Source organism: Novosphingobium decolorationis, from assembly GCF_018417475.1.
Taxonomy (GTDB): Bacteria; Pseudomonadota; Alphaproteobacteria; order Sphingomonadales; family Sphingomonadaceae; genus Novosphingobium; species Novosphingobium decolorationis.
In genome coordinates this window covers 3,051,031-3,072,760 of record NZ_CP054856.1, presented here as the reverse complement: position 1 = coordinate 3,072,760, position 21,730 = coordinate 3,051,031, and the positions used below count along the sequence as shown (strand labels likewise).

The following is a 21,730-nucleotide window of genomic DNA, read 5'->3' as shown; positions in this document are numbered from 1 at the left end:
TGCCTTCAATCGATGGGTTCAGGAGCGCCGCGCCCGACATAGTCGGCGAGCACGCGGTGGAAGTTGACGATGGCCTTTTCCTCGACGGGGCTGGGGTAGATCCCTGCAAAGGCGCGCGAACGCAGGCCCTGCTGGACCGCCTCCATGTTCGAGAAATCCTGGCACAGGACCTTGCGCCAGTTCGCCTCGGTCATCTCGGGGCGGTAGAGATTCTCGGGCCGCGGCTCTGCGCCTTCGGGGAACTTCTCGAGCGTGTAGACCTCGAAGATGCAGCGGTTGGGGTCCTCGCCGCAGGGCCGCGCGCGGTAGCACAGCGCGAAGACCGGTCCGTGCACGATCACCGTGTTGGGAAAGATGTGCAGGACATTGCCGACCTTGGCGAAATGGGCCGGGTCGATCTGGGGCCAGAGCACGCCGCGCTTGGCGTCCTCCTCGATCGTGCGCTTCATGAGGTGCATCTGCACCTCGGCTGGCGGTGTACCCTCGGGCAGTTCGCTGGGCAGGAGATTGGCGACATCGACCATGGTCTGCGTGGTCGTCGCGTTCACTTCCTCCCACAGCTGGTTAAGCGAATGCTTGAGCCCCTCGCGCATGTCCGCCGCGCCGGCCGCGCCGCTGCTCGCCCCGCCCGAGCCTTCCCGCGCAGCCGAGCCGAACACGCCGTGCAGGCCCCAGGCATCGCTCCAGGTCGGCTTGACCGAGAACTTGGTCAGTTGCGGGTGGGTGCCCGCGACATGGTACCCCTCGTTGAAGGCCTCGATGGCGACTTTCCAGTTGCAGGGAAAGGTGAGGTACTGGCGCCAGCGATAGCGCATCTTGCCAAACTCGAAGGGAGCCAGATTGGTCGCCACCTCGCCCAGATAATCGGCAAGCGGCGGCGCATCCTCGTCCATCGTCACGAAGACCCACCCGCCCCAGGTCGCCGCACGCACGTTCAGCAGCGGCACGTCCTCCTTGCCGAGCGCCCCGTCCCACGCCTCGCCCCGCGTCATGCCAAGGCACGCGCCGGACAGGTCCCAGCTCCAGGCGTGGGAGGGACAGGTAAAGCCCTTCCTGTTCCCGCAACCTTCGGTCAGGCGTCGCCCACGGTGGCGGCACAGGTTATGAAAGGCGCGGACCTCCCCGTCCTGCCCGCGCACGACGATCACCGAATCCTCGGCGATATCATAGGTGACATAGTCCCCGGGCGCCGCGATCTCCTCCTCGCGGCAGGCGATCTGCCAGACCCGCGGCCAGAGCCGCTCGGCCTCGGCCCGCGCGTAGTCGGGGGATACATAGGCCTCGTTCCCGATGCGGACCGCGCGGTCGATCAACCGCTTCTCGACGCTTGCCTGCACGCTCATCGCAATTCCTCTCCGGTTTTCGTCTCCGGGCCATGCCGAACCTAGGCGATGACCTCGCCAATGGCCTCGCCCGGAGCGCAAGCATCGCTCGCCCGATCCCTGAACTCAGGCAGCTCACGCGCGACGAGCGCGCGCCACGCGGCCATGCTCTCCTCCTTCACCGGGCCGTAGCCACGCACCTGGCTCACGCTCTGCGCGATCTCGATGGCACGCGCGGCATTCTGCGCGCTCAGCCCTTGCGCCAGTTCGTGCAGGAGTGCCCCGTACTCCTGCACCAGAGCGCGTTCGGCTCGCCGCTCAGCGCTGTAGCCGAAGGGATCGAAAGGCCCACCACGCAGGCGTTTGCCTCGCGCCAGCAGACGCAGGGGCGGGAATATCCAGGCCCCGAAGCGGATCTTGCGCGGACGTCCGGTCTTGCGGTCACGGCCCAGCGGCAGGAAGGGCGGCGCCAGGTTGAGCGCAATGCGCACGTCCCCGTCAAACGCCGTGTTCACAGAGCGTGCAAATTCGGGCCGGGTGTAAAGCCGCGCCACCTCATACTCGTCCTTGTAGGCCATGAGCCGGGCAAGCTGGCGTGCGGCCGTGCGCAGGAACCTGTCCCCGACGTCCCCGGCCTCCGGCGAAATCGCGGCGCGCAGGTTCGCCATCTGCTCCCGATAGGCGCGCGCGTAGGCCGCATCCTGATAGTCCTCAAGATGCGCCGCGCTCCTGTCGAGCACGCCTTCCAGCGTCTCCGGCTCGACACCGCCCGTGTCCGCCAGCCCGGCCAGACGCTCCAGACAGCCCGGATCATGCGCGGCCAACCGGCCCAGCGCCAGCGCCTTGTGATTGGCCGCAACCGCCGTACCATTCAGGGCCAGCGCCTCCTCGATCGCGGCCAAGGAGACAGGCAGGAGGCCCTTCTGCGCCGCATAGCCGACCATGAGGAAATTGGTGAAGATCGCATCGCCCAGGAGCGCGCTCGCCAGTTCGCCCGCGTGCACCGCAAAGGCGCGCGCGGGGTCGCCCCTCTGCCCCAGCGCGGAGAGGAAGCGCGCCGCCGACAGATCGAGGCCGGAATTGGTCTGGAATTCGGCCGTGGGCGCGACGTCCTCGTTGGCGACCAGCGTGGTCCCGGGCCCTTGCGCGCGCCGCACGTCCGGCGCACTCGCCACGACGAGATCACAGGCGAGGATGACGTCGGCCTGCTCGGTGCCGACCCGGGCGCAGGGGATCTGCGCAGGCTCGGGCGCGATGCGCAGGTGGCTGACGACCGCCCCGCCCTTTTGCGCCATGCCGGTCATGTCGAGCAGGCTCGCCGCCTTGCCCTCGATCTGCGCGGCCATCGCCAGCACCGCGCCGACAGTAAGCACCCCCGTCCCGCCAATTCCGGTCACGAGCATGTCGAAGCCCTGCGCGCACGACACGCGCGCCGGTTCGGGCAGGGCGGCAAGGTCGCCCTCAAGCGCGGCGAGGTCCGCCATGCGCCGCGCCGGGCGTCCGCCCTCCACGGTCACGAAGGAGGGGCAAAAGCCCTTGATGCAGCTGAAGTCCTTGTTGCAGGTCGACTGGTTGATGCGGCGCTTGCGGCCCCATTGGGTGTCGACCGGCTCGATGCTGAGGCAGTTGGACTGAACCGAGCAATCGCCGCAGCCCTCGCACACCGCCGCGTTGATGAAGAGGCGTCTATCGGGATCGGCGAGCTGGCCGCGCTTGCGGCGGCGGCGCTTCTCGTTGGCGCAGGTCTGCTCATAAAGGATCGCCGAGGTGCCCTTCACCTCGCGCAGGTCACGCTGCACCCGTTCCAGCTCGTCGCGGTGAAGGACGCGCACCTTGCCGGGCAGACCCTCGCGCGCGAAAATCTCGGGTGCTTCGCTCACGACCACAACGGGATCGACGCCCTCGGTCACCAGTTCTCGGACGATCTGCTGGGGGGTAAGCCCCCCTTCCATCGGCTGCCCCCCGGTCATCGCGACGGCATCGTTGTAGAGGATCTTGTAGGTGACCGCGCTCTTCGCCGCGACCGAGGCGCGGATCGCCAGAAGCCCGGAATGGGTATAAGTGCCATCGCCCAGGTTCTGGAAATAGTGCGGCGTGTCGACGAAATGCTGCGCAGCAATCCAGGGCGTGCCCTCGCTCCCCATACCCACCGTCTGCATCGTGTGGCGACCGGGCATGTAGTGGGCAAGGCCATGGCATCCGGTCGCCCCCATCGCCGAACTGCCCTCGGGAACTTGGGTGCTGCGGTTGTGCGGACAGCCCGAGCAGAAGTAGGCCGGGCGCGCCGCGACCATCGACAGGCCTTGCGCGCGCCCGTCGGCCGCCTCCAGGGCCTCGGCCCGCGCATCGAGCGGCGGATCGCTGCAGCCCAGATCCCGCAATCGCCTGACCAGCCCCGCGCGCACCTCGCTCGGGTCCAGAACGCCCTCGGCGCGCAGCAGCGGCCTGCCCTGCGGATCGGTCTTGCCCGAAAGCGCCGGAGCTGGCGCCACGCCGTAGAGGATCCGGGCGATCTGGTCCTCGATCCAGCCGCGCTTTTCCTCGATCACCAGGACTTCGCGCGCAGGTGTGCAGACCTGCTTCACGATCTCGGGATCGACCGGCCAGGTCAGCGCCAGTTTCAGGACGGTGATGCCCAGTTCCCGGCAGCGCCCCGCATCGAGGCCAAGAGCGAGCAGCGCCTGCGCGGTGTCGAGCCAGGCCTTGCCCGCCGTCACGATGACGAGCCCTCCGCGCGTGTCGGCGCGTCCATGCGTCACCCGGTCGAGCAGGTTCGCGCGCACGAAGGCCTGCGCTGCGGGCAGGCGATGGCGCACCGTCAGCGCCTCCTGTTCCAGCGCGGACATGCCTTCGCGCAAATTGCGGGCCGGGCCGGGCGCGTTGGGGGTGTGAATGGGGAAGGTCCAGCCCGGCAGGTCGACACTTGCCGTCAGGTCCAGCGTATCGGTCACCGCCTTCATGCCGCAGTAGAGCCCGGAGTAACGCGACAGCGCCCAACCGTACTGCCCATAGGACAAGATCTCGGCGTTGGTGGCGGGATAGAGCGTGGGCACGAAGGCCGCCGCCAGATTCTGGTCGGACTGGTGCGCGCTGGCCGAGCTTTTTGCCGCATGGTCATCGCCCGCCAGCAGGAGCACGCCGCCCCGGTGTGCGGCGCCTTCCAGGTTGCCCAGCTTGAGTGCCTCGTGCGCGCGGTCGACGCCAATGCCCTTGGCGTACCACAGCGCGAAGACCCCCTCGACACGTGGCGTACCGAACCAGCCCAATTGCTGCGTGCCGCGCAGTGAAGTCGCGGCCAGTTCCTCGTTGAGGCCCGGCTCGAAGCGGATGTCGTGTTCGGCCAGCAGTTCGCCCGCACCCCAGAGCTGCGCGTCCAGCGTCGTCACCGGCGAGCCGCGATAGCCGGTCACATAGCCCGCACTCGCCACCCCCTCGGCCCGGTCGCGCCGCGCCTGGTCGAGCAGGAGGCGCACATAGGCCTGCAAGGCGCCGATCTGGATGCGCCCGCTCTCCTCGACATACTTGTCGGTGAGCGTGGTGACACTCTTGGTCAAGCCTGCCTCACTGCAGCATTGCCCCGACAGCAAGGCGATGCGGCTTGTGGGAAGCCCCTGCACGCGCCGAGCGCCCCGCACCTTCGCGCTCCCGGTAGTCACGCGGGTTAAGGCCGAAGACCTGCTTGAACTTGCGGCTGAAATGGGCAGTGCTCTTGAAGCCGACCCCGTAGGCAACCTCGCTGATCGCAACCGCGCGCGGATCGCTGCGGCCCAGCCATTCCTTCGCCATCTCCAGCCGCTTCGACCAAACCAGTTCGGAAAATGTCTGCCCGGTGCCCTGGAGCAGGAGCGAGAGATAGCGCGGGCTGAGCGCGCAGCCCTCGCCGACCATGGCCATGCACAGGTTCGGGTCGGAGAGGTGGATCTCGATGAAGCGCAGGACATCGTCCAGCCGCTGCTCGCTGAGCGTGCGGCGCGGCGGACGCGCCTTGGCCTCTTCGTCGAGGGCCAGTCCGATCAGGCGGCAGGCGGTTTCGGTCAGGAGCTGCATGGCGTCTGCGCCAAGGGCATCGCCCTCCTCGAAGACCTGCGCAAGGATCGAACCCGCACTTGCGACCGCGCGGCATTCGGCATCCAGGGCCGCGCAATCCTCCACTTCGCCGCGCAGAAACCCGCGCAGGACATGGGTCGGCACGGTCATGTGCAGGACGTCGAGCCCTTCGCCCACCTGCGGTTCGAGCTCGATGAAGAACGGCGACATCGACCGGGTGAGCAGGAACCCACCCGGCGCGACGGTCAGGCGCCCCTGCCGGTTGGAATACTTGAGCCCCCCCTTGCGTACGAACCACAGGACACTGAGATCACTGGCGTTCGTGCGGATATGGCGCTGGGTGCGGCGAAAGAACTGGCGCGTTGCCGCGCGCGTTTCGATGATCGTGCAACTGCCGCTCGTGCGCTTGCGGGCGCACACCTCGACCGGCATGGTCTCATCGATCCAGAAGTCGCCTTCGTAGTATTCGCTGCGGCCTGGACCGCGAAACATGTTCTGGCAGTCGCGGTAGTTGTCCGCATCGAGCGCAAAGAGCGTCTCGGGCATACCCGTTCTCCCATCGGGACCGGGTCTTGGCGCCCTGGTCCACTGCCCTGCACCCTAGGCCACGCCTGCACGGCAGCGCCTGACCGCAGGCGCAAGGGCTTCGACAATCTGCGCAAGATCGCGTACCAAACCAGCGGAGCGAAGCGCCCGGAACTGCGCCGATCATTCCTTGGCCGCGCGCCCCTTGCGGCTGAGCCGCCATTCAGGAGGATAGTTGAGGTCGTTGTTCTTGACCGTCCTGGCTATGCCGCCCGCAAAGGCATCACCGCCCAGGTCCACGCTCGTCTCGCGGTCCGGCTTCATGGCGGGCAACATCCCCTCCAGCCAGCCGGTAAGCAGGCTCCCGAGGTACTCGCCCCGGTACTGCTTGTAGGCCTCGAAGAAGGTCTTTTGCGCCACCACCACGTCGAGCGGGCGCGAGCGCGAGCAGGCATCGGCGTACTTGGCGACCTCGGCCTCGAGGTCTTCGCGCGGCACGACCGAGTTGACGAAGTTGCAGTCCGCCATCTCGTCGGCCGTGAAGGGACGCCCCGTGAAGACCATCTCGACGAACTTGCGGTAGCCCATCGTCTCCAGCCAGCTCCACATGCGCGGCCCCCAGCCCGCATAGCGGAACGAGGGGTGCCCGAAGAGCGCGTCGTCCGAGGCAATCACCATGTCGGCATCGCCGCACTGGTAGAAATGCCAGCCGTAGCAATAGCCCTTGGCCTCGACGATGCTGATTTTCTTGAATTCCTGGAGCGGGCGCTGCCCTGCGGCCGCGCGCGTGTAATAGTCGGTCAGCGAGTGGAGGTGGCGGTAGGACCCCGGCGGCGGCCAGGCGACGTCCTCGTCCGGGTCAATCTCCAGGTCGGGCAGGAAGCTCTCCCCGTCCTTGGGGTTGAGGTACATGTCACCGTGCTCATCCAGGTCGCCCCCGGTGCCCAGGTCCTCCCCCTCGCCGCGAATGACGAGCACCTTCACCTCATCGTCGACATTGGCGCGGTGGACATAGTCGGCATAGAGCATGCGCATGCCGATCGTGGTCGCGTTGCCGCGCGCCGGACGCACCAGCGTCAGCGTCGCGATGCGGCGCTCGGTGTCCTTTTCGTAGCGCACGTAGGCGCGTGCGGCTTCGCGGTGTTCCTGGGGTGTCTTCATTTCGGCCATTGGGCTCTCTCCCGTTCGCGTAGCACCACGCTGCCAGCGCCGTATCCGGCTGCCCAGCAGCACACCAACTCATCGCCCGTGCAGTGTCATCGGTGTTGGACCTTGCGCACCAGGCGGCGTAGAATTGCACGCTCGATGAGCGAGGATGCGATCTTCTACGGCCTCGAAGGCCCGCTCGATGCGGTGCCCGGCAAGGGCCAGATGCGCGCGGCGAACCTGCGCGGCTTTTCCGATTTCGCGCGCGGGCGCGGGCGCGATGCGCGCGCCATTCTGGAACGCACCGGGATCGACATGCGCGCGCTGGGCGATCCCGACAGCCACGTCGGCGCGCAAGCGCTGGTCGACACCTTCGAATACTGCAGCACCCTGTTCGAGGATCCGCTGTTCGGGCTGCACTTCGCGCAAGGCCAGGACGCCGAAGTGTTCGGCTGCATCACCGCACTTGCCCGCGCCGCAGCAGACCTGCGCACCGCCATCGACGCGCTTGTCAGCTACCTCCCCATCATCCACTCGCCCGAGGCCGCCCCCGAACTGGTCGAGGGCGAGCGCAGCGCGGAACTGCGCTGGGGCGTCGTCCATGACCTTGGCGTCAACGACCAGGCCAACCTGCAGGCCGTGGTGCTGCAGATGAAGCTGCTGCGCCAACTGGGCGGAGCGGACTTCTCGCCGCGCTATGTCCAGCTTGCCATCGATCCGCGTCCTTGCGACGTGGCGGAGATCGAGCGCGTGGTCGGCTGCCGCCTTCACGTGCGCGCGCCGGTCAACGCCATCGGCTTTCAGCGCGCCCATCTCGACCTGCCGCTCGCCAGCAGCAACCGGCTTCTCTACCGCCTGCTCGGGGGGTATCTCGACCGCGTGCGCTCTGCGAACCGGATCACCTTCACCCAGCGGGTGCGCGACTACATCCGCGGCGACCTGCCCAAGGGGCACTGCACGATAGAGCGCGCCGCCGAGCGCTTCGCGGTCTCGGTCCGCACGCTCCAGGGCCGCCTTGCCGAGGAACAGACCTCGTTCAGCGCAATGGTCGAGGACGTGCGCCGCACGCTTGCGCAAAGCTACCTGCGCCGCCCCGACGCCAGCCTCGACGAGATTGCCGAGTGGCTGGGTTATGGCGAGCAGACCAGCTTCGGCCGGGCCTTCAAGCGCTGGACCGGAACCACGCCGCAAAAATACCGGCAGGACCTCAAGGTCTGAATGCAACATGGCGCCACACCGGCCGATCAGCACCGCACCAGCATGTAGTCGCCCGCCGCATCGACCTCGGCCCGCCAGCCGGTGGGAACGACAATGGTGGTGAACGTCTCGGCGATGACCGCGGGCCCTGCCACGTAGTCGCCCGGCTTGAGCGCAGCCCCCGCCACGATCGGCGTCTCGTCATAGCCCTCGCCCAGCTGGACCGGGCGCGTGCTCGCGATCATCGCCGCGCGCGGGGACGGTGCAGCCCCCTCCCGGACGGGCGGACTTGGCGTGGCCGCCCGGCTGACGAGGCGCACGCCGGTCACCTCGGGCAGTTCATGCTCGCGGATATGGCCGTATTCCTCGGTGTGGCGGGCGTTGAACAGCGCCAGCGCACTCTGCCCCAGGTTCCCGTCGAGCCACACAAGATCGCTGAGCGTCCCGTGCGCAACATCGAAGGTAAGCGCGAAGTTCTGGCCCGGATACCGCATGTTGAGCTGCCAGGAGGCGGTAACCTCATCCTCGACGAACCCGGCGGCCTGAAGGCTTTCGCGCGCACGGGCCGCCAGTTCCTCCCAGAGCGCGCGCAGGCGTTCCAGCGGCAGGTCCTCGACCGGCGCGATGAGCGAGCGCTCCTCATCGACCGTGGGATCGGCAACCAGCGTGCCGAGCGCGGAGAAGGTCGGGCTCGCGCGCGGGATCAGAACGCGGGCAATGCCCAGTTCTCCCGCCTGAATCGCGGCGAAGGCCGGGCCGTTACCGCCATAGGCCAGCATGGTGAGCCCGGCCGGATCGACGCCCTTGCTCGCCGTCGTGCGGCGGATACCGTTGACCATGTTCGCGTTGACGAGGCGGAAGGCGTCGTAGGCGGTCTCCTGCGCACTCTTGCCCAGTTCACGGCCCAGCGCGGCGAAAGCCTCCTCGACACCGGCCCGCCGCAGCGCGAAGTCACCGCCCGCAAATCCCTCCTCGTCCGAGAGGATGCCGAGCAGGAGAAGTGCATCGGTAACGGTCGGGCGCGTGCCGCCCCGGCCATAGCAGATCGGCCCCGGCACCGAGCCCGCGCTCTCGGGCCCTACGCGCAGGACACCGCCTGTGACGGCAACGATCGAGCCGCCCCCCGCCCCCAGCGTCTCCACTTTCACCATCGGCACGCCGACGAGATAACGGTGGTGCATGTTCCAGCCCGCCTCGGCGGGCGCGGCGCCGTCCTGCACGAGGCTCATGTCGTAGGAGGTCCCGCCCATGTCCACGCACAAGAGGTCGCGGTAGCCTTTGGCCGCGCCGACATGGGCCGAGCCGATGACCCCGCCCGCGGGCCCCGAGGCGAGCACGCGCACCGGCGCGCCCTCGATATAGTCGACGCTCATCACCCCACCGGACGCCTGCATCACCATCAGGCGGTTGGCGTAGCCCGCCTCTTCCAGACGCGTGACCAGCCGTTCCAGATAGTCCGCGACACGCGGCGCGACGAAAGCGTTGACCACGGTGGTGCTGGTCCGGTCGTATTCGGGCGCACGGGGCAGGACGCGGTGGCTCATCGAGATGCGTGCGCCGGGCATTTCCTCGGCCACGATCTCGGCCGTGCGGCGCTCATGCTCGGGATTGAGGAAGCTGAACAGCATGGCGATGGCGACCGAATCGACGCCCTGCTTGCGCAGCCGCGCGCATTCCTCGCGCACGCCGTCTTCGTCGAGCGCGAGGTGCACCGATCCGTCCGCCATGATCCGCTCACGCACCGCACGGCGGCGGCGACGCGGCACGATCTGCGGCGGTGGCCGCAGCGTCGGATCCCAGATATCCTCCTTGAAACCGCGCCGGTATTCCATCTCGTCGCGAAAACCCTCGGTGCACAGGAGCCCCGTGGTCGCCCCGTCCATCTCGATCAGCGCGTTGTCAGCGACGGTCGTGCCGTGGACGATCATGTCGCAGGCGCCAAGAAAGGCGCCAAGGCCCAGCCCCTCCATCTGCGCCAGACGCTCGAGCCCCTGCATCACGCCCAGCGAGCGGTCCTCGGGCGTCGTCAGGTTCTTGTAGAGGCGCACGTCCTCATGCGCGCTGCCCAGGAGCGCGAAGTCCGTGAAAGTCCCGCCGATATCGATGCCGACCCTGTAGGCCATCCCGTCCCCCGTCTTTCGTGCTGTGTCTGTTCTCTGCCCGCCGCCAGCTATTCGGCCACGACAAGTCCCGTGTCGGCCTCGGCCATCTGGGCGCGCAGGTGCCGCGTGGCCTCGGCATCAACGGCAAGGTCATAGTCTTCGAGGCGCCCTGTCAGCACGACGCCATAACGTGTGCGCGCGGCCTCCTCGCTGACGAGTTCGTCGAGCACGTCCTCCTTCACCGCCTCGGGATCGCGCGCGGTGGGCGGGCCAAAGCCGCCGCCGCCGCCATGCTGGTAGGCCATGACCGCGCCTGCCGGGAGCATCGCCTGCTCGGCCAGCGCGATGCGCCGCTCGTTGGGCGAGCCGACCTCGAAGCGATTGACATAGGGCGATCCCGGATCGCCGCCGCCCATGCCGCTGATCGGGTGGTCGTAGCTCACCATCCAGGCGGTTGCTATCATCGGTTGCAGGACCTGCTTGACGTTGCAGCTGCCCGGCATCCCGCGCCATTGCCCTGCCCCGCCCGTGTCGGTGGTCAGCTCGCGCGCGATGTTGAGCACAGGAAAGCGGCTTTCCGCATCCTCGGCCTGGCCAAGCAGGAGATTGCCTAGACTGGACGGACACGCTCCCCACCCATCGAGCCCGGCAACCGCGGAAACATCCATCGAGCGGCAATCGACGCCCTGATCCATGTACATCTGCCCCGAGGCATCGAAGCCGATCACGGCATTGGGCATGCCGATCTTGTAGACCTGTGGCTGCGCGCGCGTGGGCACGATGCCCGAAAGCGCCACGCAGACCGCCTCGGTAATCTCGCAGGCGGGGTGGAAACTGCCGAGCGCCGCGGGCTTGTTGGGCGGCGGGTTGGCGATGCAGCCTTCGGGAATGACGATCTCGACCGCCTGGAAGAGCCCCTCGTTCTTGACGATGGCCGGGTCGATCATGGCCGCGAGCTGGACCATCACGTAGCCGCGCGAATTGGCAAAGGTGTTCCACACGCCCGTCAGGTTCGCGCGATCATCGGTGCCAGTGAGATCGACCGTCAGGTCCTCTCCCGAAACGGTGACCTCCACATGAACCTTCACGTCCTTCGTCCCGGCGGTGTCGTGGTCGATAAAGACGGTGGCGGGATAGGTACCATCGGGCCAGGCGGCAATTTCGCGGCGGAACTGGCGCTCGGTCTCGTCGATGGCGTGGTTGATCGCCGCGCGCACATGGTCCGCGCCATGGCGCGCGATCAGGGCCTCGATCCGCCGTGCGCCCTTCTCGACCGCGCTGATCATGGCGGCCAGGTCTCCTGCAAAGGTTGCAAAGCGGTTGTTGCGCACAATCATGTCGATGACATCGACGCGCTTCGCCCCGCGATGGACGAGCTTGACGCAAGGGATCGCCAGGCCCTCGGTAAAGATGTCGGTGGCCTCCAGCGTGAAGCCGCCAGGGTCCTTGCCTCCGGTATCCCCTTGGTGCGCCTGGAGCGCGATGCAGGTAACGAGTTCGCCCGCATCATCGTAGACCGGGGCATAGACGTTGTAGTCGGGAAGGTGCCCGCCCCCGGCATCGGGATCGTTGCCCAGGAACACGTCGCCCGCGCCCCAGTCGTACTTCGCCTGCTGCAAGAGCCCGTAGCGCACCGTCAGCTGCGAGACGAAGGTGAGGTGCGGCGTGCCGATCGAGCCCATGGCAAGGCGCCCGTGGGCATCGACAATGGCCGCGTTGCGCTCGTTCGACTGGTTGATGATCGGCGAGGAGGCCGCCCGGCCCAGGTGCGTCGCCACCTCGAAGCAGATCGTCTCGAAGGCCCCCCGGATGATATCGGCGCTGACCGGGTCGATGGTGACGCTCGTGGGCAGGGCCGCGGGTTTCTTCGCCAACTCGCGGCGCAGCGCGAAGGCAGGGGCTATGGCAGACGCGGTCATGGCTGGGAGCTCCTCTCCGGCGCCGGTTCGCGCCCTGTCTTTCCCCCCCACGCTAGGGCGCACACGCGCTGCGCTTCTCGACAGGAGGCGCAAGGCGCTGTGCCGATGGCGCAGGAGCGCCCCAGTTCAGTGGTGGTCGTCCTCGCTGATCAGGCCGATGTCGGCGTGCCCTGTGCGCACCGCGCAGGTAGGCGGTCCCGGTACGGCAAGATCATGCGCGTAGAGCGCTGCGCCCTGCGCGGTACGGGCGCAGATGTAGAGGATGTCCGCCCCGCGCCCGCCAAAGCCGAGCCCCGTGATCTCCTCTCCGGGGACGTCCACCTGCGCGCGCAGCGTTCCATCTGCAGCGTAGTGACTCAGGTCTGCGCGGCCTGCAAAGCTCAACCACACGCCGCCTTCGCTGTCGCGTGCAAGCGCGGCGGGACGCCTATTGTTTCCTGCCAGATCGAGGAACGGCGCCTCTTCCCAGAGGCTCCCGGCCCGGCTGACCCGGTAGCGCCGCACGCGACGGGCCCCACCATCGGCGAGCAGCAGTTCGCGCGCCTCGGGATCGAGCGCCATTCCGCCCGCATCCGGCATGTCGAAGACCATGCGCACCAGCCGCTCGTCGTGGTAACGCACGAGCCCAGCCTGCCCGGCCGCCTCCCCAAAGGCCTCCCCCGCAGCCTCCCCCGCTGCCTCCATGGTGAACCACACCCGCCCGCGCGCATCGACATGGACGTGGCCCGTCTGCTGCGCGCCGGGTTCGAGAAGAAACTCGCGCGAGGCCCTTCCCTCACGGTCCAGCAGCAGCAGTTCGCGCGCGGTCCCGACAAGGAGACTTCCCTCTTGCGTCGGCACCGCGAAACCGGGATGCCCCGGTACCGCGATCTCCCCGCTCTCACCGGTGTCCGGCGCGAAATAGCGAAGTGTCCCGTGCGCCCTGTCGGCGAGCACGAGCATGTCCGCCCCCTCCAGCCAGACCGGCGCCTGAAGATGGGCCCCGGGCACCTCCCAGCAGCAACGCATGGTGTTCACAAGGCCCTCCCTTGATTGTGGCAACGGCCCATCCCTCTCCCTGCCTCCGCTCGGGGTCAAGCGCAGGTCCCGGGCATCGCCTTCGCGGTGAAACTGGGCCTGAAGAGAGGTCGTAAGCAGGAAATAATGGTTTCAAGGGGCCATCGCCCTTGGCCCCCGGAATCGACGATCTCACCTTATCTCGGCCACGGCGGCGCACGAGCGGGTGACTCGACGTTGCGGATCGCACGCGTTTGCGGGACAAGCGCCGGCACCGATGCGCAAGGAGAGGGAATTGGACGGTACACCGCTCAGGGATTTCGAGGACCCGCGCCGCACGGCGTCGGTACGGATCACCGTGCTCGCCCGCCTGCTGCGCGCCCGCTTCGACGAGATGGTGGCGGACCTGGGCGTCACCCGTTCGCAATGGGGCGCGCTCGTCGTGGTCGCGCAGGAGGAAGGCATTGCCCAGAGAGGGATCGCGCAGAAACTGGAGATTTCCGATGCCTCGGCCGGGCGGATCGTCGACCGGCTGGTGGCCGAAAACCTCGTCGAGCGCCGCCGCCAGGAACAGGAGGGCCGGGTCCAGGCGATCCACATGACCGAGGCAGGACGCGGCATCACCCGCGAACTGGACCGGATCGCCGCGCACGCCGAGGAGGCCGCCTGGCAAGGCTTCAACGCGGACGAAATGGCCACGATGAACGCACTGCTCGGCCGCCTCCACGCCAATCTAGGGTCGCCTGTGGAGACGGACGGCTAACGCCGCTCCCTCAGTCGAAGGACGTCCAGACGGGCGCGCGTTTTTCGGCAAAGGCGCGCGGACCTTCCTGCGCGTCCTCGCAGCGGTAGGTCCATTCCGAGGCGTGGCGCGCGGCTTCCAGCGCGGCGCTGCGGCCCATCTGCGTGGCCAGCATCACCGTCTCGCGCCCCGCCCGCACCGATTGCGGCGCGCCCTGGAGGACCTCGCGCGCGAGTTCGAGCGCGACCTCCAGCGTTTCTCCAGGCTCGGCGAGGCGGTTGACGAGGCCGATCTCATAGGCCCGCTCAGCGTCAATCGGTTTTCCGGTCAGGATGATCTCCATCATGATGCGCTGGGGGATCATGTGGATGAGCGGCGCGGCCCAGGGCGAGCTGCGCCCGACCTTGACCTCGGTAATGGCAAAGCGCGCGGCCCGGCTCGCCACGCACAAGTCGCAGCCCTGCGCGATCATCCAGCCGCCCGCGAAGGCGACGCCATTGACCGCCGCGATGGTCGGCTTGCTCAGCTGCACCGTGTCGTAGGGCACCGGAAACATGTCGCGCGGGGGCACCTGGAGCCCGGTCTCGACCATCTCCTTGAGGTCTCCGCCTGCGCAAAAGGCCTTCTCGCCCGCGCCGGTGAGGATCGCGATGCGGTAGTCCGGGGTCGTCTCGAAGGCGTCCCAGGCCGCGTAGAGCCCGGCCCGCACCTCGGCCGAAAGCGCGTTGCGCTGCTCGGGACGATTGATGGTGATGAGGGCAATCCCCGGCTCGGGGCTGGTCAGGGTGACCGCATCGGACATCGTCAGAAACCTCTCTGGCTTATGGCGTGGGCCTCGCGCTCGAGGTCCTCGCGGAAATCGGGGTGGGCGATAGCGCACAGGCGCCGCGCCCGTTCAGCGAGCGGCTGGCCCTTCAGCTCCGCGGCACCGAACTCGGTAACGATCACGTCCACCTCGCTGCGCGCGGTCGTAACCGGGCCGGAGAGGTTCGCCGTGATCCGGCTGATCGTGCCGCCGCGCGCCGTGGCCGGCAAGACCATCAGCGCATGGCCGCCCGGCGAACGGGCACCCGCGCGCACGAAATCGACCTGGCCGCCCGTTCCGCCGAGATAGCTCTGCCCGCTCTGCTCGGCGTTGACCTGTCCGGTGAGGTCCACTTCGAGCGCGGAGTTGATCGAGACGAGCCCCTCGATCTGCGCGAGCACAGAATCGGCATGGGTATAGGTGCCCGCACACATGCGCAGGGCCGGGTTGCGGTGCGCCCAGCGGTAGAGCCGCTCGGTCCCGATCAGCGCGCCATTGACCGAGACGCCCCGGTCGATCGCCTTGCGCGCGTTGGTGACGACGCCCGCCTCGATCAGGTCGACCAGACCATCGCCCAGCATGCCCGAATGGACGCCCAGGTCGCGGCGGTCGGTCAGCTGGCGCAGGATCGCATCGGGGATCGCGCCCACGCCGGTCTGGATCACGGCGCCGTCACGGATGTACTGCGCGGCATGCCCGGCAATGGCGCGGTCGGTCTCGGTGATCGCGGCGGGGGCGACCTCCACCGGCGTGCGCGCGACCGGCACGGCGACGTCGATCTCGGCGGCGGGGATCGCCTCGCCCGCCGTGTAGGGCACCTGCGCGTTGACTTCGGCCAGGACGACCCGTGCCCTGTCGGCCGCGGCGCGCACATGGTCGGCAATGAGCCCGCAGCTGTGGAGGCCATGTTCATCCGGCGTGCTCAGCTGCAGCATGGCGACATCGCAGCCGATCACCCCCGAGGCGATCAGCGCGCCGACCTGCCCGACGTGGACCGGGATGACCGAAAGGCGGTTCGCCTTGCTCATCGCGCGCAACGCCCCGATGGCGCCCATGCTGGAAAGCGCGATGGCCTGGCTGCGTTCCGGCCGGAACAGCCCGGAAAAGCTCGTCGCGATGAAGACCTTGAGATCGCCGATGGCGCTGGCCTGCTCCAGCAGCGCCTCGACCAGCGTGGTCGGCTCGCCGCAAGCCTGGCCGATGACGATGCTGTCGCCGCGCCGCAGGTAGCGCGCAAGGTCAAGATCGTCGGGCGAGACGGTCACGCTCATGCGCGGCCTGCCAGGCGCAGGACGGTTTCCGCTCGGGCGAGATAGGGCCGGTCAAGCATGCCGCCCTTGTAGCCGATGGCCCCGACGCCGGGATTGGCGGCAAAGATCGCCACGATCTCCTGTGCCTCGGCAATTTCATGCTCGCTCGGCGTGAAGGCGGCGTTGATGATTTCGACCTGTGCGGGATGGATCGCGAGCATCCCGCGATAGCCCTCGGCGCGCACCTTCTCGGCGCGCGCGCGCAGGCCGTCGAGATCGCGAAAATCGCCGTGGATGGTCTCGATGGGAAGAACCCCCGCGCTCGCCGCGCCGATCAGGCACAGGCTGCGCGCCAGCTTGTAGGTAAAGGCATAGTCGCCATCGGCCTCGCGGTTGGTGCTGGCGCCGAGCGCATCGGCGAGGTCCTCTGCCCCCCAGGTCATGCCCACGAGGCGCGGCGCGCCGCGATAGTCGCCGGTCGTGAACATCGCCTCGGCGGCCTCGGTGACGAGCGCGATGACCTTCGTGGTGCCCTGTTCGATCCCGTTCGCGGCCTCGAGCGCGGTGAGGTAGTGGTCGAGCAGCTCGACATCGCCGCGCCCGCGCGCCTTGGGCAGCATGATGCCGCCGGGGCGCCCCGGCATGACGGCGGCCAGGTCCTCGACCGCGAAGGGCCCGTCGACCGGATTGATGCGCACCCAGAGGCGGGCGTGGTCATCCCCGCGCCCCTGCAGGAACTCACGCACCAGGGTGCGGGCCGTGGGCTTCTGCTCCACCGTGACGGCATCTTCCAGATCGAACAGCGCAATGTCGGCGGCGCTGTCCGCACACTTCTCCATCTTGCGCGCCGCATCGCCCGGCGCGAACAGCCAGGAGCGCATGGGCAGGGTCTCAGGCATGGTCTCTCTCCGCCTCTTTTGCGATACAGCTTAGTAGGAACGCGGTTGTTCCAGAACCTTTTCGGCAAGAAAGTTGAGGATCATGTGCGGGCTGACCGGCGCGGTGCGCGGGATCAGCACTTCGCGCAGGTAGCGCTCGACATGGTATTCCTGCGCATAGCCCATGCCGCCCAGCGTCAGCATCGCGGTATGGCAGGCCTCGAAGGCGAACTCCCCGGCAAGGTACTTGGCCGTGTTGGCCTCCACCCCGCACTCCGCGCCGGCATCGAACAGGCTCGCCGCCTTCATCGTCATCAGGTTCGCCGCTTCGAGCTGGGCCCAGCACTTGGCCAGCGGATGCTGGATCGCCTGATTCTGGCCGATCGGGCGGTCGAACACGACCCGTTCGCGCGCATAGTCGCTGGCGTGGCGGATCGCGGCGCGGCCCAGTCCGATGGCCTCGGCCGCGAGCAGCGCGCGTTCGGGATTGAGGCCGTGCAGGATGATGCGAAAGCCCTCGCCCTCGGCACCGATGAGGTCCTCGTCGGGAATGAACAGGTCCTCGATGAAGAGCATGTTCGAATCGACCGCGTGGCGCCCCATCTTGTGAATCAGGCGCACGTCGATCCTGGAGCGGTCGAGGTCGGTGTAGAACAGCGAGAGGCCGCCGGTCTTGCTGGTCACCTCCTCCAGCGGAGTGGTGCGCGCGAGCAGCAGGATCTTGTTCGCGACCTGCGCGGTGGAAATCCAGATCTTCTCGCCCGAGACGCGGTAGCCGCCGTCGACCTTCTGCGCACGGGTAGTGATGCGCGTGGTGTTGAGCCCGGCGTTGGGCTCGGTCACGCCGAAGCACGCCTTGTCCTCGCCCGAGATGATGCGCGGGATGTGGCGCGCACACTGCTCCTTCGTGCCGAACAGGATCATCGGCTGAAGCCCGAAGATGTTGATATGGATCGAGGAGGCACCGGTCATGCCTGCCCCCGATTCCGCGATGGCCTGCATCATGATCGCGGCCTCGGTAATGCCCAGCCCCGCGCCGCCGTATTCCTCGGGCATGGCGATGCCGAGCCCCCCCTCGTCGGCCATGGTGCGATAGAACTCCTCGGGAAAGGTGCCCGCGCGGTCGCGCTCCAGCCAGTAGTCGTCATCATAGGCGGCGCAGCGTTTCAGGATCGTGTCCCGGATTTCCTGCTGGTCCGCCGAGAACGTGAAATCCATTGCCCGTGCCTCGTCCCGTTCCATCGCGCGCCTTCGCGCCGAAATGCGCAGTCGGGCTAGCAAACAAGCCGGACAGCGCAAATTGGCGCCCGCGCATATTCGCTCGGGCGATCCAAATCGGCGCGAGAGGACAGCGCCCGGCGAGACGGTTAGCTTCCCTTGCAGAACGGGAGGAAGCACAGGTGTCCGAACACGGCAGGCAAGGCCCCCTGGCCGGCATCAAGGTCATCGACCTTACCGCCATGGTCATGGGGCCCTACGCGACGCAGATCATGGCCGACATGGGCGCGCAAGTGATCAAGATCGAGCCCCCTGAGGGCGATGGCACGCGCTTCATCTCGGTCGGCCCGGAACCGGGCATGGGCGGCGTCTTCGCGCATGTGAACCGGGGCAAGCGCAGCCACGTGATGGACCTGTCGCAGGATGCCGCCCGCGCCCAGCTGCTCGAGATGATCGCCGAAGCCGACGTCTTCATCCACTCGATGCGGGGGCGGGCGATTGCCCGCCTCGGGCTCGACTACGCGGCGGTGTCCAGGGTCAATCCGGGCATCGTCTATACCAACTGCTATGGCTACGGGCGCAAGGGCCGCTACCGCGACCAGGCCGCCTACGACGACACCATCCAGGCCGAGTGCGGTCTGACTTCGGTGCAGGAACTGCTGAATGGCGAACCAGGCTTCGTCGGCTCGATCATGGCCGACAAGATCGCCGGGATGACCGCGCTCTACGCCACCGTCATGGCGCTCTTCCACCGCGAACGCACCGGCGAGGGGCAGGAGGTCGAGGTCCCTATGTTCGAGACGATGAGCGCCTTCATGCTGGTCGAGCACGCCAACGGCGCGCTGTTCGATCCCCCGCTCGGCCCCGCGCACTACCCGCGCGCGGTCGCCCGCGACCGCCGTCCCTACCGCACGCGCGACGGCCACGTCGCCGCGCTCATCTACAACGACAAGCACTGGCGCCTGTTCACGCAGGCCGTGAAGCCCGAATGGGTGACAGACGACATGGCGACGCTGGCCCAGCGCGCCACGCAGATCGACCATATCTATGGGCTTCTGGCCGAGACGTTCCTCACCCGCACCACGCAGGAGTGGCTCGACCTGTTGCTCGAACTGGGCATTCCCGCCGCGCCGCTGCGCACGACAGATGACCTCCTCCAAGACCCCCACCTTGTCGAGAGCGGCTTCTTCCAGACCGTCCCCTCGCGCTGGGGAGACATGCGCTATCCGGGCATCCCGGTCGACTTCTCGCGCACGCCCGGACGCATCGCCGGGCCGCCTCCGGCGCTGGGCGAAGCGGACGAGGAGCCATGCGACGCGATGACCCGTGAGGCGCAGGTCCGGTCATGACCCCGCTACCCTCCTTCACAACGCTGATCCTGGAGCGGCGCGAACGGCTGCTCGTGCTTACGCTCAACCGGCCCGAGGCGCTCAATGCGGTGAACCTCGTGCTCCACGACGAGCTGCCCGAGGCGCTTGCCTTCATCGCGTCCGATCCGGGCAGCGACGTCGTGCTGTTGACAGGGGCTGGCCGCGCCTTCTCGGCGGGCGGCGACATCGACCACATGGAGCGCAACGCGCGCGAACCCCACCTTTTCGACCATGAAGCCCGGCAGGCCAAACGGATCGTCGAGGCCCTGCTCACCCTCGAAAAGCCGCTGGTGGTGCGCATGAACGGCCACGCCGTGGGCCTTGGCGCGACGATTGCGCTCATGGGCGACATCATCGTCGCGGCAGACGGCGCCAGGATCGGCGACCCCCATGTCGGCATTGGCCTTGTCGCGGGCGATGGCGGCGCGCTGATCTGGGCCGCGCGCATCGGCCTCACCCGCGCCAAGGAATTCCTGCTGACAGGCGAGCTGCTCCCCGCCGCCGAAGCACAGCGCATCGGCCTCATCAACCGCTGCGTGCCCGCAGACGAACTCGATGCCGTGGTCGATGACTACTGCCGCAAGCTCACCGGCGGCGCGCCGCAGGCGCTGCGCTGGACCAAGGTGCTGACCAACCTCGAACTGCGCCGCGCAGGCGCCGCCCTGCTCGATGCCGGGATCGCCTACGAAGCACTCAGCGTGCGCACCGTCGACCACCGCGAGGGGCTCGCCGCGCTGAGGGAACGGCGGGCGCCCCGGTTCAAAGGGGAGTGAAGGTCACGCAGAAAAAGTGATGATTCCGAGGGCCATTGCCCTCGGGCTCCCGAAACCGTCTAGCTCACGATTGGCAAGCAACCTTGCGCGCAATGGGCGAGGTCGACCGTTTTGGGGTCAAGGGGTAATAACCCCTTGAATCCGTCTTCCCTTCTTCGTGTTTTCAACCTCCGCAAAGCCCCGCCACCGCGATATCGGTTGCCTTGCCCCCCGGCTTCCTTGCCGCGCGCCTTCGCGCTGATACGCTCACGTCCGAAAACCACAGATCACGATCGGGATGGGGCATGATCTTCACCGAAACCCAAGAGGCCATCCGCGAGGCCGTGCGCGCCTTCGCGCAGGAGCAGATACGGCCCAGGAGCGCCGCATTCGAGGCCGCGGGCGGCTATCCGCCCGCCCTGTTCGAGGAACTGGCGGGCCTTGGCCTGATGGGCATGACCGCGCCCGAAAGCTTCGGCGGCGCAGAGGCCGATTTCGTCTCCTACGCGCTGGCCCTGATCGAGATTGCCGCCGCCGACGGGGCACTCTCGACCATCGTCTCGATCCAGAACAGCCTCATCGTCTCCAGCCTCATCAAGGACGGCAGCGCCGAACAGCAGGCCCGCTTCCTGCCCGATCTCATCGCAGGCCGCATGATCGGTGCCTTTGCCCTGACCGAGACCGACGCAGGCTCGGACGCCTCGGCGATCCGCACCCGCGCGCGCAAGGTGGAAGGCGGATACGTTCTTGACGGCGCCAAGCAGTTCATCACCTCAGGCAAGATCGCCGGGCTGACGATCGTCTATGCCGTCACCGATCCCGATGCAGGAAAGCGCGGCATCACGGGCTTTCTCGTCCCCACCGACAGCGAAGGCTACAGCGTCGACAAGGTCGAGCACAAGCTGGGCCAGGGCGCGTCGGACACCTGCGCGATCCGCTTCGACAACCTCTTCGTGCCCGAGGACCTGCGCCTTGGCGCAGAGGGTGCGGGCTATGGCCTGGCTCTCTCGAACCTGGAGGTCGGCCGCATCGGCATCGCCGCGCAGTGCATCGGCATGGCACAGGCCGCATTGGAGATCGCGGTCGATTACGCGCGCGAACGCACCAGCTTCGGCAAGCCCATCCTCGAACACCAGGCCGTGGGCTTCCGTCTTGCCGATCTTGCTGCGAAGCTGGAGGCCGCACGCCATCTGGTGCTCCACGCGGCCAGCCTCAAGGACGCAGGGCTCCCGTGTCTCAAGGAGGCCTCGATGGCCAAGCTCGTCGCCTCCGAAACCGCCGAGCAGGTGGTCTCGGGCGCGATCCAGACGCTGGGTGGCTACGGCTACCTGGAGGAGTTCGGCGTCGCCAAGATCTACCGCGATGTGCGGGTCTGCCAGATCTACGAAGGCACGTCCGACATCCAGCGCATGGTCATCGCACGCGCGCTTCAGGCCGCGTGACGGCACACAATATCAGGGA

16 protein-coding genes are annotated in these 21,730 nt (G+C 67.8%); 5 read left to right on the top strand and 11 right to left on the bottom strand.

What is annotated here, in order from left to right; translation table 11 throughout:
• Positions 1 to 5: 5 nt before the first annotated feature.
• The 4 genes from HT578_RS14375 to HT578_RS14360 form a co-directional block, all read right to left on the bottom strand.
• Complete coding sequence (locus HT578_RS14375) at positions 6 to 1,343, bottom strand: aromatic ring-hydroxylating oxygenase subunit alpha (RefSeq protein WP_213500237.1); 1,338 nt, start codon at positions 1,341 to 1,343, stop codon at positions 6 to 8.
• Positions 1,344 to 1,384: 41 nt separating this feature from the next.
• On the bottom strand, positions 1,385 to 4,876 hold the full coding sequence (locus tag HT578_RS14370; protein ID WP_213500235.1) for an indolepyruvate ferredoxin oxidoreductase family protein: 3,492 nt from the start codon (positions 4,874 to 4,876) through the stop codon (positions 1,385 to 1,387).
• A 7-nt stretch (positions 4,877 to 4,883) separates the two neighbouring features.
• The gene (locus tag HT578_RS14365) at positions 4,884 to 5,915 is read right to left on the bottom strand and encodes a helix-turn-helix transcriptional regulator (protein WP_213500233.1); all 1,032 of its coding nucleotides are present in this window, start codon (positions 5,913 to 5,915) and stop codon (positions 4,884 to 4,886) included.
• A 162-nt stretch (positions 5,916 to 6,077) separates the two neighbouring features.
• Complete coding sequence (locus tag HT578_RS14360; RefSeq protein WP_039389484.1) at positions 6,078 to 7,064, bottom strand: enoyl-CoA hydratase/isomerase family protein; 987 nt, start codon at positions 7,062 to 7,064, stop codon at positions 6,078 to 6,080.
• Between the two features lie 135 nt (positions 7,065 to 7,199).
• Here HT578_RS14360 and HT578_RS14355 point away from each other — a divergent pair, with 135 nt between their 5' ends.
• Positions 7,200 to 8,258, top strand: a complete 1,059-nt coding sequence (locus HT578_RS14355; RefSeq protein WP_039389485.1) for a helix-turn-helix transcriptional regulator — start codon at positions 7,200 to 7,202, stop codon at positions 8,256 to 8,258.
• A gap of 26 nt (positions 8,259 to 8,284) precedes the next feature.
• Here the strand turns inward: HT578_RS14355 and HT578_RS14350 are convergent, their stop codons facing one another.
• The 3 genes from HT578_RS14350 to HT578_RS14340 form a co-directional block, all read right to left on the bottom strand.
• Positions 8,285 to 10,360, bottom strand: coding sequence for a hydantoinase/oxoprolinase family protein (locus tag HT578_RS14350; RefSeq protein ID WP_213500231.1), 2,076 nt, complete (start codon positions 10,358 to 10,360; stop codon positions 8,285 to 8,287).
• Positions 10,361 to 10,407: 47 nt separating this feature from the next.
• Positions 10,408 to 12,258 (bottom strand): hydantoinase B/oxoprolinase family protein, encoded by a 1,851-nt coding sequence (locus tag HT578_RS14345; RefSeq protein WP_213500229.1) that lies wholly within the window; start codon positions 12,256 to 12,258, stop codon positions 10,408 to 10,410.
• Positions 12,259 to 12,384: 126 nt separating this feature from the next.
• Positions 12,385 to 13,266: an SMP-30/gluconolactonase/LRE family protein gene (locus HT578_RS14340; protein WP_239026620.1), complete on the bottom strand. Its 882-nt coding sequence runs from the start codon at positions 13,264 to 13,266 to the stop codon at positions 12,385 to 12,387.
• Positions 13,267 to 13,549: 283 nt separating this feature from the next.
• Between HT578_RS14340 and HT578_RS14335 the strand changes: the two genes are divergently transcribed.
• On the top strand, positions 13,550 to 14,017 hold the full coding sequence (locus tag HT578_RS14335; RefSeq protein ID WP_213500225.1) for a MarR family winged helix-turn-helix transcriptional regulator: 468 nt from the start codon (positions 13,550 to 13,552) through the stop codon (positions 14,015 to 14,017).
• Positions 14,018 to 14,027: 10 nt separating this feature from the next.
• Here HT578_RS14335 and HT578_RS14330 read toward each other — a convergent pair whose 3' ends face one another.
• From HT578_RS14330 to HT578_RS14315, 4 genes are read right to left on the bottom strand one after another with little or no spacing between them, the layout of a single operon-like run.
• A complete protein-coding gene (locus HT578_RS14330; protein WP_213500223.1) occupies positions 14,028 to 14,798 on the bottom strand; it encodes an enoyl-CoA hydratase/isomerase family protein in 771 nt (256 codons plus the stop codon).
• Between the two features lie 2 nt (positions 14,799 to 14,800).
• On the bottom strand, positions 14,801 to 16,072 hold the full coding sequence (locus HT578_RS14325) for an acetyl-CoA hydrolase/transferase family protein (protein WP_213500221.1): 1,272 nt from the start codon (positions 16,070 to 16,072) through the stop codon (positions 14,801 to 14,803).
• A complete protein-coding gene (locus HT578_RS14320; protein ID WP_213500218.1) occupies positions 16,069 to 16,950 on the bottom strand; it encodes an HpcH/HpaI aldolase/citrate lyase family protein in 882 nt (293 codons plus the stop codon). The genes HT578_RS14325 and HT578_RS14320 overlap by 4 nt, the downstream gene beginning before the upstream one ends.
• A gap of 30 nt (positions 16,951 to 16,980) precedes the next feature.
• Positions 16,981 to 18,147, bottom strand: a complete 1,167-nt coding sequence (locus HT578_RS14315; protein WP_213500216.1) for an acyl-CoA dehydrogenase family protein — start codon at positions 18,145 to 18,147, stop codon at positions 16,981 to 16,983.
• A gap of 182 nt (positions 18,148 to 18,329) precedes the next feature.
• On the opposite strand from HT578_RS14315, the gene HT578_RS14310 reads away from it, so the two are divergent.
• The 3 genes from HT578_RS14310 (at position 18,330) to HT578_RS14300 (ending at position 21,711) form a co-directional block, all read left to right on the top strand.
• Entirely contained in the window at positions 18,330 to 19,496 is a 1,167-nt protein-coding gene (locus tag HT578_RS14310; protein WP_338422140.1) for a CaiB/BaiF CoA transferase family protein, read from the top strand.
• A complete protein-coding gene (locus HT578_RS14305; RefSeq protein WP_213500214.1) occupies positions 19,493 to 20,290 on the top strand; it encodes an enoyl-CoA hydratase/isomerase family protein in 798 nt (265 codons plus the stop codon). Before HT578_RS14310 ends, HT578_RS14305 begins: the two co-directional genes overlap by 4 nt.
• A 284-nt stretch (positions 20,291 to 20,574) precedes the next feature.
• On the top strand, positions 20,575 to 21,711 hold the full coding sequence (locus HT578_RS14300) for an acyl-CoA dehydrogenase family protein (protein ID WP_213500212.1): 1,137 nt from the start codon (positions 20,575 to 20,577) through the stop codon (positions 21,709 to 21,711).
• Positions 21,712 to 21,730 lie beyond the last annotated feature (19 nt).

Bases quoted from the DNA above. Each gene is read 5' to 3' on its own strand.
- HT578_RS14375 (WP_213500237.1), bottom strand. From the start codon at position 1,343: ATGAGCGTGCAGGCAAGCGTCGAGAAGCGGTTGATCGACCGCGCGGTC.
- HT578_RS14365 (WP_213500233.1), bottom strand. From the start codon at position 5,915: ATGCCCGAGACGCTCTTTGCGCTCGATGCGGACAACTACCGCGACTGC.
- HT578_RS14360 (WP_039389484.1), bottom strand. From the start codon at position 7,064: ATGGCCGAAATGAAGACACCCCAGGAACACCGCGAAGCCGCACGCGCC.
- HT578_RS14355 (WP_039389485.1), top strand. From the start codon at position 7,200: ATGAGCGAGGATGCGATCTTCTACGGCCTCGAAGGCCCGCTCGATGCG.
- HT578_RS14350 (WP_213500231.1), bottom strand. From the start codon at position 10,360: ATGGCCTACAGGGTCGGCATCGATATCGGCGGGACTTTCACGGACTTC.
- HT578_RS14345 (WP_213500229.1), bottom strand. From the start codon at position 12,258: ATGACCGCGTCTGCCATAGCCCCTGCCTTCGCGCTGCGCCGCGAGTTG.
- HT578_RS14340 (WP_239026620.1), bottom strand. From the start codon at position 13,266: ATGCGTTGCTGCTGGGAGGTGCCCGGGGCCCATCTTCAGGCGCCGGTC.
- HT578_RS14330 (WP_213500223.1), bottom strand. From the start codon at position 14,798: ATGTCCGATGCGGTCACCCTGACCAGCCCCGAGCCGGGGATTGCCCTC.
- HT578_RS14325 (WP_213500221.1), bottom strand. From the start codon at position 16,072: ATGAGCGTGACCGTCTCGCCCGACGATCTTGACCTTGCGCGCTACCTG.
- HT578_RS14320 (WP_213500218.1), bottom strand. From the start codon at position 16,950: ATGCCTGAGACCCTGCCCATGCGCTCCTGGCTGTTCGCGCCGGGCGAT.
- HT578_RS14315 (WP_213500216.1), bottom strand. From the start codon at position 18,147: ATGGATTTCACGTTCTCGGCGGACCAGCAGGAAATCCGGGACACGATC.
- HT578_RS14305 (WP_213500214.1), top strand. From the start codon at position 19,493: ATGACCCCGCTACCCTCCTTCACAACGCTGATCCTGGAGCGGCGCGAA.
- HT578_RS14300 (WP_213500212.1), top strand. From the start codon at position 20,575: ATGATCTTCACCGAAACCCAAGAGGCCATCCGCGAGGCCGTGCGCGCC.